Annotated in this window: 14 protein-coding genes and 1 pseudogene; all 15 read right to left on the bottom strand. The window is 73.0% G+C overall.

Annotated elements, in window-relative coordinates; all coding sequences use genetic code 11:
• Positions 1–197, bottom strand: a pseudogene (locus AC5LSR_RS14175) (tyrosine recombinase XerC); the annotation flags it as partial.
• 32 nt (positions 198–229) lie between these two features.
• Entirely contained in the window at positions 230–1465 is a 1236-nt protein-coding gene (gene dprA / locus AC5LSR_RS14170) for a DNA-processing protein DprA (RefSeq protein WP_250285137.1), read from the bottom strand.
• A complete protein-coding gene (locus tag AC5LSR_RS14165) occupies positions 1462–3009 on the bottom strand; it encodes a YifB family Mg chelatase-like AAA ATPase (protein ID WP_250285138.1) in 1548 nt (515 codons plus the stop codon). Before AC5LSR_RS14165 ends, dprA begins: the two co-directional genes overlap by 4 nt.
• Positions 3009–3365: a YraN family protein gene (locus tag AC5LSR_RS14160; RefSeq protein ID WP_250285139.1), complete on the bottom strand. Its 357-nt coding sequence runs from the start codon at positions 3363–3365 to the stop codon at positions 3009–3011. The genes AC5LSR_RS14165 and AC5LSR_RS14160 overlap by 1 nt, the downstream gene beginning before the upstream one ends.
• Before the next feature lie 147 nt (positions 3366–3512).
• Positions 3513–3806 (bottom strand): DUF2469 domain-containing protein, encoded by a 294-nt coding sequence (locus tag AC5LSR_RS14155; protein ID WP_013874828.1) that lies wholly within the window; start codon positions 3804–3806, stop codon positions 3513–3515.
• Positions 3803–4504 (bottom strand): ribonuclease HII, encoded by a 702-nt coding sequence (locus AC5LSR_RS14150; protein WP_250285140.1) that lies wholly within the window; start codon positions 4502–4504, stop codon positions 3803–3805. Before AC5LSR_RS14150 ends, AC5LSR_RS14155 begins: the two co-directional genes overlap by 4 nt.
• Positions 4491–5738 carry a signal peptidase I gene (lepB, locus tag AC5LSR_RS14145; protein ID WP_250285141.1) on the bottom strand — a complete coding sequence of 416 codons (1248 nt, stop codon included), beginning with the start codon at positions 5736–5738 and terminating at the stop codon, positions 4491–4493. Before lepB ends, AC5LSR_RS14150 begins: the two co-directional genes overlap by 14 nt.
• Before the next feature lie 253 nt (positions 5739–5991).
• On the bottom strand, positions 5992–6342 hold the full coding sequence (rplS, locus tag AC5LSR_RS14140; RefSeq protein WP_250285142.1) for a 50S ribosomal protein L19: 351 nt from the start codon (positions 6340–6342) through the stop codon (positions 5992–5994).
• Positions 6343–6538: 196 nt separating this feature from the next.
• A complete protein-coding gene (trmD, locus tag AC5LSR_RS14135) occupies positions 6539–7321 on the bottom strand; it encodes a tRNA (guanosine(37)-N1)-methyltransferase TrmD (protein WP_250285143.1) in 783 nt (260 codons plus the stop codon).
• Between the two features lie 10 nt (positions 7322–7331).
• Positions 7332–7958 carry a ribosome maturation factor RimM gene (gene rimM, locus AC5LSR_RS14130; protein WP_250285144.1) on the bottom strand — a complete coding sequence of 209 codons (627 nt, stop codon included), beginning with the start codon at positions 7956–7958 and terminating at the stop codon, positions 7332–7334.
• Between the two features lie 13 nt (positions 7959–7971).
• Entirely contained in the window at positions 7972–8205 is a 234-nt protein-coding gene (locus tag AC5LSR_RS14125) for an RNA-binding protein (RefSeq protein ID WP_250285145.1), read from the bottom strand.
• Positions 8206–8661 (bottom strand): 30S ribosomal protein S16, encoded by a 456-nt coding sequence (gene rpsP / locus AC5LSR_RS14120; protein WP_250285146.1) that lies wholly within the window; start codon positions 8659–8661, stop codon positions 8206–8208.
• Positions 8662–8846: 185 nt separating this feature from the next.
• Entirely contained in the window at positions 8847–10439 is a 1593-nt protein-coding gene (gene ffh, locus AC5LSR_RS14115) for a signal recognition particle protein (protein WP_250292409.1), read from the bottom strand.
• Positions 10440–10869: 430 nt separating this feature from the next.
• Entirely contained in the window at positions 10870–12150 is a 1281-nt protein-coding gene (ftsY, locus tag AC5LSR_RS14110; RefSeq protein WP_250285103.1) for a signal recognition particle-docking protein FtsY, read from the bottom strand.
• Between the two features lie 45 nt (positions 12151–12195).
• Positions 12196–12521: AAA family ATPase (locus tag AC5LSR_RS14105; RefSeq protein WP_493468552.1), on the bottom strand; the 326-nt coding region annotated here is incomplete at its 5' end.

Genomic DNA, 12521 nt, shown 5'->3' with positions numbered 1-12521 from the left:
CCCCGGGCCACCACGTCCCGCGGAGCACTGTCCGACGAGGCGGTATCTGGCGGGGCGGTGTTCCGCGGGGCGGTGTTCCGCGGGGCGGTGTCCGGCGAGGCGGTGTTCCGCGGGGCGGTGTCCGGCGAGGCGGTGGGCTGGGAAGCAGTGGTATTCCCGGCAGCCGGATTCCGGGAGTCAGCGATCGCACCGCCCATGCATCGCACGGTGTCCTTCGATCATCTCCGTGTCAACACCGGCTGTCCGGTCCGTGGCGCCCCGGCGTGCCGGCCTCGCCGGCCGCGCTGGTTCCGCCGGCCGCGCTGGTTCCGCCGGCCGCGCTGGTTCCGCCGGCCGCGCTGGTTCCGCCGGCCGCGGATGGCACTCGGCCCAGCGCCGTCAGGCGGTATCCGTTGCCGTGTGGCTCGACCAGGCCCTCGACGACCAGCGGGCCCATCAGCGCCTGTACCGTCTCGGGCCGTTCCCCGAGCCGTTGTGCCAGCACCGCCGCTCCCACCGAGCCGCGGGCCGGCATCACGTCCAGCATGCGGCGGACCAGCTCGGGCAGACCGTCGCGGGAACCGGGGCCCGCCGGTGGGTAGTCGGCGAGCTCGCCGATGCCGCCGATCTCCTCACAGACCTCGGCGGCATCGGTGACCAGGACGGTCTGTTCGCGGTGGGCTCGCAGCAGGCGGTGGCATCCGACGCTGGTGGCGCTCGTGACCGGCCCCGGCACGGCCATCACCACCCGTCCGAGACGGCGGGCGTGCCGGACGGTGTTCAGCGCGCCGCTGCGATGGCCCGCCTCGACGAGAACGGTGCCTCTGGCCAGCCCGGCGATGATCCTGTTACGGGTCAGGAAACGCCCCCGGTACGGCGGGCTTCCCGGCGCCGCCTCGCTGATGACCAGCCCGTTGGCGCGGATCCGCGCCAGCAGCTCGGTGTGGGCCCGGGGATACGCGATGTCGACCCCGCCGGCCAGGACCGCGATCGTGGGGCCGGCGGCCGCCAACGCCCCGTGATGGGCCGCCGCGTCGATACCGAATGCCGCGCCGGAGACGATCGTCCAGCCCCGGTCCGCGAGCCCGGCGGCGAGATCGGCCGCGATGGTGGTCCCGTAGGCGGTCGCCGCCCGGGAGCCCACCACCGCCACCGCCCGTTCGCACAACCGGCCCAGGTCCCCCTCCCCTCGGGCCCACAGGCCGAACGGCTGCCCCGCCTCCGGCTCCGGGCCGTCGGACAGCCGGCCGAGAGCGGTCAGCACGGACGGCCACTCCGGGTCACCCGGGCAGATGAACCGCCCACCGAGAGCCGTGAGCAGACGCAGGTCGCGTTCCGGGTCGACGTCGGGATGGCGGCCGCGCAGCTCGGCCCAGACCGCAACGGCGCCGCGCCGGGCCACCTCGGCACCGACCGCCGGCCGGTCCGCGCCGACCGCGCGGGACAGCGCAGCCCTGGCCAGCCGCTCGCTGTCGGTGGCAGTCACCGCTGCCTCCCGGGCAGCCGCAGGTCCAGCGCCATCCCGATCTGGGCCAGCCCCGGGGCGGGCAGGCCGGCCAGGTCCGCGAGCGTCCAGGCCACCCGCAGGACGCGGTCCAGCCCACGCGCGGTGAGCTGCCCGGACTCGAAGGCGAGATCGGCCGGGCGGGTCACCTTCGCCGGCAGCGCCCACGTCCGCCGCAGGGCGGCACCGGGGATCTCCGCGTTGGTGCGCCACGGCGTACCGGCCAGCCGGGCCGCCGTGGCCGCCCGGGCCGCCTCTACCCGCTCCGCCGCGACCGCCGAGGTGTCGGCGTACCTGGCGTCCGCGCGCAGCTCCGCCCGGCTGGGCGTGGCGAGCTCGACCTGCAGGTCCACCCGGTCGAGCAGGGGGCCCGAGAGCCGGGAGAGGTAGCGCCGGCGCACCAGGCTCGGGCACTCGCACGCCCTGGCCGTGGCGGCGCCCGCCCGGGCGCACGGGCACGGGTTCGCCGCGAGCACCAGCAGGAAACGGGCGGGGAACCGCGCGCTCACCCGGGCCCGGGCCAGTTCGATCACCCCGCTCTCCAGCGGCTGGCGCAGCGCGTCGAGGGTGGGGCGGGAGAACTCCGGCGCCTCGTCGAGGAACAGCACGCCCCGGTGCGCCTGGCTGGCCAGGCCCGGGCGCAGCACGGTCGAGCCCGCCCCGACGAGCGCGGCCGGCGTGGCCGAGTGATGCGGGCTGCGGTACGGCGGACGGAGCACCAGCGGGCAGTCCTCGGGCAGCAGCCCGGCCACCGAGTGCACCGCGGTCACCTCGAGAGCGGCCTCGGTGTCGAGCGCGGGCAGCAGGCCGGGCAGCCGCTCGGCCAGCATGGTCTTGCCGCTGCCCGGTGGCCCCTGCATGAGCAGGTGGTGGCCGCCGGCAGCGGCCACCTCGACGGCGAGCCGGCCGCGTGGCTGGCCCGCCACGTCGGCGAGATCGCCGAGCTCGCCGCCGGCGGCAGCCGCGGACCGCGCCGCGTCGGTGGCGGCCGCCGCCGGCGGATCCGGCTCGTACTCCCCGCGCAGCAGCCGGACCAGGCAGTCGAGGTCCTTCACCGGTTCGACGACGGCCCCCGGGACGAGCGCGGCCTCCGGGCCGTTCGCCTCGGGCACGACGACACGTTCGATGCCGGCGTCGAGCGCCGCGACCGTCGCCGGCAGCACCCCGCGGACCGGCCGCAGCCGGCCGTCGAGCGCCAGTTCCCCGAGCAGCACCCGGGAGCGCAGCGCCGCCGGGGGGACGGTGGCCGCCGCCCCGAGGATCGCGGCGGCCATCGCCACGTCGAACCCGCTGCCGGACTTCGGCAGGGTCGCCGGGAAGAGCCCGACCGTGATCCGCTGGCTCGGCCAGTGCTGGCCGGAGTTGACGATCGCGGCCCGGATGCGGTCCCGGGCCTCGTGCAGGGAGGTGTCCGGCAGCCCGACGAGGGTGATGGCCGGCAGCCCGTTCGCGAGATCCGCCTCGACCTCGACGAGGTGCCCGTGCACTCCCACGACCGCGACGCTGAACGCTCGCGCCAGCGCCATCAGAACGCCCCGCGCAGATGTTCCACCCGCGGCGGGCTGTTGTGGGTGCGGTACACCTCGACCACGTCGAAGCGCAGCGGCATCGGCGCGTGCTCGTGGTCACGCAGCCAGACGAGCGCCACCCGGCGGATACGGGCGGCCTTCGCCGGCACCACGGCCTGCGCCGGCGTGCCGTAGCGGCCCCCGGAACGGGTTTTGACCTCGCAGAACACCAGGCACGAGCCGTCCTGGGCGACAATGTCGATCTCACCGGCCGAGCATCGCCAGTTACGGTCGAGGATCTCCATCCCGCACTGCGACAGATGCCGGGCGGCGGTGTCCTCCCCGAACCGCCCGAGTACGTCCTTGACCCGCATCGTGCGCTCCCGTTCCACGGGCGACGGACGCGCCCGCGGAGATCAGGATGACTCGTGGAACCGGACAGAACGAGAGCAGAAGCCGATCTGTGGACAAAACGGGCCTTATGCCGTTCACTCATCCACAGAACACAGACGGCAACCGGCCTAGAGCTCGGCCTTGGTCAGCTCCTCGACGTTGATGTCCTTGAACGTGACGACCCGGACGTTCTTCACAAATCTCGCCGGCCGGAACATGTCCCAGACCCAGGCGTCACGCAGAGTGAGTTCAAAGAAGATCTCACCAGCGCTGTTGCGGGCCTCGATCTGGTAGTCGTTCGCGAGATAGAAGCGACGCTCCGTCTCGATCACATAGGAGAAGAGACCGACGACGTCCCGATACTCGCGGTAGAGCTGGAGCTCCATCTCGGTCTCGTACTTCTCGAGGTCTTCGGCGCTCATGCGCTCTCCGTCGCGCTGGGTAGCCCGGTCCGTGTCACGGCGTCCTCCAGCCGCGCCAGTCGTGCCAGTCGTTCACGTTGAGCTTGTGCCACATTGACATACGACATCCGATGCTGTCCGCACGGCCCGTACGCGGCCAGTGCCGCGGTGTGTCCGGCCGTTACATACCCCTTGTGCTGGGCGAAATCGTACTCGGGATGCCGGTGGTGGAGATCTTTCATGATCCTGTCCCGGGTCACCTTGGCCACCACCGACGCGGCCGCCACACAGGCGACGACCTGGTCGCCCTTGAGCACGGCGGTGGAGGCGACCCCCAGCCCAGGCACCGCGAACCCGTCGGTGAGGACGTAACCCGGCCGCCGGGCCAGGCGTGCCACCGCCCGCCGCATCCCGGCGATGTTCGCCACGTGCACACCGCACGCGTCGACCTCGGACGGCTGGATCACGACGGTCGCCCACGCCTGGGCGACAGAGAGTATCTCGTCGAACACCCGCTCGCGTAACCGCGGCGACAGCCGCTTGGAGTCCGTGAGATCGACAAGACGGCGCGACCCGCTCGCGGGGAGGACGACAGCGGCCACCACGAGCGGCCCCGCGCACGCGCCACGGCCGGCCTCGTCGACGCCGGCCACGGGCGCGAGCCCCCGGCGCCGCAGGAGACGCTCACAGCCCCACAGCCCGCTCTCACCTCTGGCCACCGCGCCGGTCGGCGCGAACGCTGGGAGGGCCCCCGGCCGGGCGCCGTCCCCGGCGGGCCGGGCGCCGCCAGGGCCGCCCGAGATACCCGTAACGGCGGACTGACGGAACGTCGCCGCTGTCACCACCTGTGTTCCTCCCGAGCCGTTTCGCCGGCCGCGTCGGCAGGCTGCCCGGCGCGCCCCGCCTGCGCCGTGCCGTGGTGGCCGCCCCCACCACGGCCGCTCCCGTCAGCCCGGTGCCGGCAAGCGGCACGGTCGCCGCCGCGTGCGCGCCCGCGGCGGCGAAGATGTCCGGCGGGCTCAGGATCCCCATCCGGCTCAGGGGCCAGACCCGCACGAAGGCCCGGCCGACGACCTTGCTCTGCGGGATGGTGCCGTTCACCCGGGAGTCCGAGGACTCACCGCGGTGGTCACCCATGACCCACAGCTCGCCGGGTGGCACCTTCACCGGCTCGAACTCACGGCCCCCGCCGAGCGGGCTGTTCTCGTACACGTAGGGCTCGTCCAGCGGCTTGCCGTTGACCGTCACCCGCCCCTGGGCGTCACAGCACGCGACGGTGTCACCACCCACACCGATGACACGCTTGATGAAGTCCTTGTCGCTGGGCGCGCCGAGCCCGAGCATCCCCTGTACCGACCGCAGCGCCCGGGAGAAGACGTTGCCCGGCGGGGTGATCAGGGTCTCGGCCCGCTCGAAACCGGTGCCGTCGCCGTTGAACACGACGATCTCGCCGCGATGGACGTCCCGGAAGCGGTAGACGAGCTTGTTGACCAGCACGCGGTCGTTGACCAGCAGGGTGCGCTCCATCGACACGGTCGGTATCCAGAACGCCTGGACGAGGAACGCCTTGATGAGCAGGGCGAGCAGGAAGGCGATCAGAACCAGCAACGGCAGCTCACGGGCGAACGAGCCGCGGCCGCCGCGGCCGCCCACCCGCAGGCGCCGACGGGCAGGCGGGCCGCCCGGGGCATCCACCCCGGCCCGCTGAGGCTCGGGAAGCTCCTGGAACTCCTGACCGGTCATGTTCTCACCGATGACGTTCTCCCCGGTAGCGTCGCCCGCCGCCTCGGCCGGACGGACGGATGGACGGCCGTCGTCAGGGACAGCGGCCGGTGGGGGGGAGCCGGTCCGCTCGCCGGGCGGGTCGGCCGCGTCGTCCTCACGGCCGCCCGTGGAGCCGGCGGGAGGGGGCTCGCCCCAGCGCATCGGACGACTGTGCTCGGCTCCACTCACCGCGCCACCTCATGGGTTCGCCGACTCGGGCTGGGATGTGCTGTCCGGGGAACCCGGTTGGAAACGATCGCTGACCACCCTACGCGCCGGACCGGCTCGAACAGCGCCACGGCGGACGCGTGTCCGATGTTCGGGTCGCCACACCCGCCAGTCGTGATCATGCCGCGGCTGTGGCGCGGCCGGTCGTGCCAGCCATCCTCAGTCCCAGTGTCAGCCCCGGCCCGCGGAACCGCCATGGCCGGCTGGGCATGCCCTACACCGGCCGGCGCTTCTCCTTGATCTTCGCCGCCTTGCCGCGCAGATCACGCAGGTAGTAGAGCTTCGCGCGACGGACGTCCCCACGGGTGACAACTTCGATCCTGGATATCACCGGGCTGTGGACGGGGAAGGTCCGCTCCACGCCGACACCGAAGCTGACCTTACGGACCGTGAAGGTCTCGCGCACGCCGCTGCCCTGCCGCCGGATCACGACGCCCTGGAAGACCTGGATGCGCTGGCGGTTGCCCTCGACAACACGGACATGAACCTTCAGGGTGTCGCCCGGCCAGAACGTCGGGACGTCGGTCCTCAGTGACGCGGCGTCGAGGCTGTCCAGGGTTTGCATGGCAGTCGCTTTCTCGCGGTGATGACGGGACGGGTCGAGCCTGGTCCGGCCGGCGGAGGTGAGCCACTGTAACCACTGTAACGGAGCACCTGATAACTGTGCGCGCCCAACGGCATCGGCCCATGGTGGCATCCGCTCGGTGCCCGCTCACGCCGGGTGGTGTCACCCGGTACGGCGGACGGCCGGAAACCGTATCCTACTGTGCCACACGAGCGTTCGAGCCGGCCCCATCCGAGCCGCCGGCCCCATCCGAGCCGTCCGCGCCCGGGCCGTCGTCCGCCGCCGGCCGCTCCCGGCGGGCGAGCAGGTCCGGACGGCGCTGCGCGGTCCGCCGCAGGGCTTCCGCCCGCCGCCACCGGTCGATGGCGGCGTGGTCACCGGAGCGCAGCACGGCCGGGACCTCGCGGTCACCCCACACCGCCGGCCGGGTGTACACCGGGGCCTCCAGCAGCCCGTCGGCGAAGGAGTCGTCCACCACGGACTCGGCGTTGCCGACCACGCCGGGCAGCAGCCGGGTGACCGCCTCCAGGATGACCAGGGTGGCGACCTCTCCCCCGGCGAGAACGTAGTCCCCGATGGAGATCTCGTCGTCGGCCCACTCGTCGATGACGCGCGCGTCGATGCCCTCGTAACGGCCGCAGCAGAACACCAGCCACGGCGCCTCGGCCAGTTCCGCGGCATACGCCTGCGTGAAGGGGCGTCCGACCGGGGTCGGGACGACGATCCGGGGCCGCCGGCCGTCCGCCGCGCCCAGCGCGCGGATCTCGGCCAGCGCCGCCCACCATGGCTGTGGCCGCATGACCATGCCCGGCCCGCCGCCGTAGGGGGCGTCGTCGACGCTGCGGTGCACGTCATCGGCCCACTGCCGCAGGTCGTGCGGGTGGACGTCGAGGATGCCGCGCTCGCGGGCCCGGCCGACCAGGGACAGCTCCAGCGGGCTGAGATACCCAGGGAAGATCGTAACTATGTCGACGCGCACAACCGCTCCGCTACTCCAGGTCGAACAGGCCCGGTGGCGGGTCGACGACGATCCGGCCGGCCGGCACCTCGACCGTCGGCACGATCTCACGCACGAACGGGACGAGCACCTCACCGCCACCGGCGTGCTCGACGACGAGCAGTTCCCCGGCGGGTGTGTGGACGACGTCGACGACCGTGCCCATGTCGACATCATCCACCGTGACCACCCGCAGCCCGACGAGGTCACGGTCCCACCACAGGCCGTCGGCGTCCTCGTCGCCGTCGTCCGCGGCCTGGCCCACCTGGCCGGCGGGGATGGTGAGCACGCGCCCGCGCAGTGCCTCGGCGGCGTTGCGGCCAGCGACTCCCTCGAAGCGCACCAGCAGGCGGCCGGCGTGCCAACGCGACTCCGCCACCACCAGCGGCACGGCCGTGGGCGTGCCTGGGTGCGCGGCCGTGGGCACAGCCGTGGACAGCTCGCCGCGCAGGTGCGTCCCGGGCGCGAACCTGCGCTCGGGAACGTCCGTGCGGACATCGATCGTCACGTCGCCCCGGATGCCGTGGGGACGGCCGATCCGGCCGACCACGACCGGCTCGTCCGCCGCCGGGGGCCGCGGCTTCCTGGCGGCGCTTTCGCCGTGTGTTCCCACAGCCACCTGAGGACAGCCCCTACCGGTCGACGTCGATCACATCGACCCGCAGGCCCCGGCCGCCCACTCCGGCCATGACCGTCCGCAGCGCGCGGGCTGTCCGCCCGCCGCGCCCGATGACCTTACCGAGATCCTCCGGATGCACCCGGACCTGGAGGGTGCGTCCCCGCCGGCCCGACTGCAGGTTCACGCGCACATCGTCCGGGTGGTCGACGATGCCCCGAACAAGGTGCTCGAGGGCGGCTTCCAGCACTTACTGCCCCTCTGGAGCCGGCGACTCGGCCGCCGGCTCGGTCTTCCCAGCGGCGGGCGCGTCATCCGTCGCCTTCTTGCCCTTCTTCGGGGTGGTGGCGGGCTTGTCGGTGAGGCCGGCCGCGGCCTTGGCCGCCGCCTGGAACACCTCGCGCTTGTCGGCCTTGGGGGCGGCGACCTTCACCGGCGGCGGCGCAGGAAGACCCTTGAACTTCTGCCAGTCACCGGTGACCTTGAGGATCGCGAGCACCGGCTCGGTCGGCTGCGCGCCGACACCGAGCCAGTACCCGGCGCGCTCGCCGTCGACCTTGATGATGCTCGGGTCGGACTTCGGGTGATACTGCCCGATCGTCTCGATGACCCGTCCGTCCCGCTTGGTACGGGCGTCCGCGACGACGATCCGGTAGTGCGGCTCGCGCATCTTGCCGAGGCGCTGAAGTTTGATCTTGGTTGCCACGATTGTCGAACTGCTCCAGACGTACGTCAGTAGTCACCGGACACCACGGTGCGGATGCGGAGTACCGGTAGCTGGGTTTGCCGGACGCCACTCGCGGCGCCGATGGTGAACGGGACCAGGGCGGGAACCCCGGACCGCCATCCCAGTTTGCCAGATCGCCCGACGCAGGGTGTGCCCGGGCGCCGTCAGCGCCGCCGGCCGCGCCCCTGCCCGGGCGGCGGGAAGCCACCACCCGGCAGACCCTCGCCGTGCATCAGGGCCGACAGGTCGGGCAGCTCGCCCTCGCCGAGCCCGGGCGGCAGCCCGTCGGGCCCGCCGGGCAGCCCACCGGCCCGCCGCGCCTCGGCCGCGGCCCGCTGCGCCTGGGTCTGCGCGGCGCGGGCGGCGGGGTTGCCCTTGCGCTTCGCGCCCTTGGCCTTCTTGGGGGCCTTACGGGCCGCGGCCGACTTCCCGCGCAACGCCCCACCGGGCATGCCGAGGCCGCCGGCCATCTGCTTCATGACCTTGCGCGCCTCCTCGAACCGGTCGAGGAGCTGGTTGACCTCGGTGACGGTCACCCCGGAGCCGCGGGCGACCCGCGCCTTGCGGGACGCCTGGAGGATGCGTGGATCGTCCCGCTCGGCCGGCGTCATCGACCGGATGATCGCCACCACCCGGTCGACGTCCCGGTCGCCGATCTGGGCGAGCTGCTCCTTCATCTGCCCCATCCCGGGCAGCATTCCGAGCAGGTTGGCGATCGGCCCCATCTTGCGGACGGTGAGCATCTGCTCGAGGAAGTCGGAGAGGGTGAACTCGGCGGCGGCCATCTTCGCCGCCATCGCCTCGGCCTGCTCGGCCTCGAAGGCCTTCTCGGCCTGCTCGATGAGGGTGAGGACGTCGCCCATCCCGAGGATGCGCGAGGCCATCCGCTCGGGGTGGAAGACGTCGAAGTCGTCCAGCGCCTCACCGGTGGAGGCGAACATGATCGGACGGCCGGTCAGGTGCGCGACCGACAGCGCGGCACCGCCGCGGGCGTCACCGTCGAGCTTGGTGAGCACCACCCCGGTGAAGCCCACCCCGTCGGCGAACGCCTGCGCGGTGGTGACGGCGTCCTGGCCGATCATGGCGTCGACGACGAACAGGATCTCGTCCGGGGAGGTCACGTCCCGGATGTCGGCGGCCTGGCGCATCAGCTCGGTGTCCACGCCGAGCCGGCCGGCGGTGTCGACGACGACCACGTCGTGCAGGCGGCGGCGGGCGTGCTCCACGGCGTCGCGGGCGACCGCGACCGGGTCGCCCACACCGTTGCCGGGCTCGGGGGCGTACACGTCCACGCCGGCCCGGCCGGCGACGACCTGAAGCTGCGTGACGGCGTTCGGCCGCTGCAGGTCGGCGGCGACAAGGAGCGGGGTGTGGCCCTGCTCCTTCAGCCACCGGCCGAGCTTGCCGGCCAGCGTCGTCTTGCCCGTCCCCTGCAGGCCCGCGAGCAGGATGACGGTGGGGGGCGTCCGGGCGAACCGCAGGGTGGCCGTCCCGCCGCCCAGGATCGTGACCAGCTCCTGGTTGACGATCTTTATGACCTGCTGGGCGGGGTTCAGCGAGGCCGAGACCTCCTCGCCCCTGGCCCGCTCCCGGACGGCGCCGATGAAGGCTCGGACCACCGGCAGGGCGACGTCGGCCTCCAGCAGGGCCACCCGGATCTCCCGGGCGGCGGCGTTGATGTCGGCCTCGGACAGCCGCCCCTTGCCACGCAGTGACGAGAATGCCTTGTCGAGACGGCTGGACAGGGTGTCGAACACGCGCACACTCCGGGATCGCTGGCGGACCGCACTTCTCAGGGTACGCACCCACCGGCCCGAGCCGGAGCCGGACCACTCACCACCGCCCGCCCCGACGGGACTCCCGACGGAACAAAGAAGATCATCAAGCCCTGGCGAGGCGCACCCACACGACGATCACAGGCGGGCCTGCCGTGATCTCCGCCCTCCACACCGAGGATGGCGGGCACACCTCGCCGGACGTCATCCGCCCCGGCCGTCGCCACCGGCCGGGAGTGAAATCCTCACCCCGGCACTGTAGGTCGCGGCATGCGGGTACGGAAGAAGCCCGGCACCGGACGCAGTGGCCACACCGTGGTCCCTGGACCGGTTCCGCCCCCGCTCACCCGCTTCGCCGCGTTGTTACGTTCCGATGTTGCGTTTCAGGATTCTGCCGCCCGCGTGCCGCGGCTCAGGCCGCCGGGTCCCCGAGCAGCGCGTCGACGAACGCCTCCGGCTCGAACGGGGCGAGGTCGTCCGGGCCCTCCCCCAGGCCGACCAGCTTCACGGGGACGCCGAGCTCCCGCTGGACGGCGATCACGATGCCGCCCTTGGCGGTGCCGTCGAGCTTGGTCAGCACGACCCCGGTGATGTCCACCGCCTGGGTGAAGACCCTGGCCTGCTCCACCGCGTTCTGGCCGGTGGTCGCGTCCAGCACCAGCAGCACCTCGTCGACGGGGCCGAGCTTGGCGACCACCCTCTTGATCTTGGAGAGCTCGTCCATCAGGCCGGTCTTGGTGTGCAGCCGGCCCGCGGTGTCGATCACCACCGTGTCGGCGCCGTCGCTGATCCCCCGCTTGGCCGCATCGAAGGCCACCGACGCCGGGTCGCTGCCCTCGCCGCCGCGGACCGTGCGCGCCCCGACCCGGCTGCCCCAGGTCTCCAGCTGGTCGGCGGCGGCGGCCCGGAAGGTGTCCGCCGCGCCCAGCACGACTGTCCGGCCGTCCGCCACGAGGAGCCGGGCGATCTTTCCGCAGGTCGTGGTCTTGCCGGTGCCGTTCACCCCGACGACGAGGATGTTCGCCGGCCGGTCCGGCGCGGACGCCCGTACCGTGCGGTCGGTGCTGGTGCCGATCTGGGCGAGCAGCTCGTCGCGCAGCAGGGCACGGACGTCCTCGGGCCGGCGCGCGCCGAGGACCTTCACCTTCGTCCGCAGCGACGCGACCAGCTCCTCGGTGGGCGTGACGCCGACGTCGGCGACCAACAGGGTCGTCTCGACGTCCTCCCAGGCCTCCTCGTCGAGGTTGTCCCCGGACAGCAGCAGCAGCAGGCCACGGCCCAGGCTGCTCTGGGAGCGGGCCAGGCGGGCGCGCAGCCGCACCAGCCGGCCCGCGGCCGGAGCCGGCACCTCCAGCTCCGGCGCCTTCTCCAGTTCCAGCTCGTACAGCCCGGCCTCGGCGGTCTCGGCCCCGCTGGGGGGCGCGGGGATACCGAGACCGGCTGGGAGATCGACCGTGTCGAACGTCCGGCGGGGGGAGTCCCGCGGCACCTCGGCGTCGTCGCCCACCCCGGGCGCGTAGTCCGTACCCGGCTGTGGCCGGTCTGGGGCAGCCTGGCCGGGGGCAGCCTGGCCTGGGGACTGGCCGGGGGCGGCGCCGCCCGCCCGCCCGCGGCGGCGGGTGCCCACCACCAGGCCGGCGGCCGTGACGATGGCGAACACGACGATCGCGATAATGATGAGGACGTACTCCACGCCTTCGATCCTGGCAGACCAGGCGTGCCGCGCTCAGGCCGAGGCTCAGGCCGAGGCGCGCTCGCGCAGCCGCTGGCTGATCACCGTGGTGACCCCGTCACCACGCATCGCCACCCCGTAGAGCGCGTCGGCGATCTCCATCGTGCGCTTCTGGTGGGTGATGACAATCAACTGGGACTTCTCCCGCAGCCCCTCCAGCGCCTCCAGCAGGCGGCCGAGGTTGCGGTCGTCGAGAGCCGCCTCGACCTCGTCGAGGACGTAGAACGGCGACGGGCGGGCCCTAAAGATCGCCAGCAGCAGCGCGATCGCTGTCAGCGACCGCTCACCACCCGACAGCAGCGACAGCCGCTTGACCTTCTTGCCCGGCGGCC

Source organism: Protofrankia sp. CiP1_Cm_nod4, from assembly GCF_982290645.1.
The sequence above is the reverse complement of the archived record's forward strand: the minus strand, read 5'-3'. Positions and strand labels throughout refer to the sequence as shown.

What these genes read in the sequence shown, in the direction of transcription:
- AC5LSR_RS14165 (WP_250285138.1), bottom strand. Translation starts at nt 3,009, where the DNA reads ATGGCGCTGGCGCGAGCGTTCAGCGTCGCGGTCGTGGGAGTGCACGGG.
- AC5LSR_RS14160 (WP_250285139.1), bottom strand. Translation starts at nt 3,365, where the DNA reads ATGCGGGTCAAGGACGTACTCGGGCGGTTCGGGGAGGACACCGCCGCC.
- AC5LSR_RS14155 (WP_013874828.1), bottom strand. Translation starts at nt 3,806, where the DNA reads ATGAGCGCCGAAGACCTCGAGAAGTACGAGACCGAGATGGAGCTCCAG.
- rplS (WP_250285142.1), bottom strand. Translation starts at nt 6,342, where the DNA reads ATGCAAACCCTGGACAGCCTCGACGCCGCGTCACTGAGGACCGACGTC.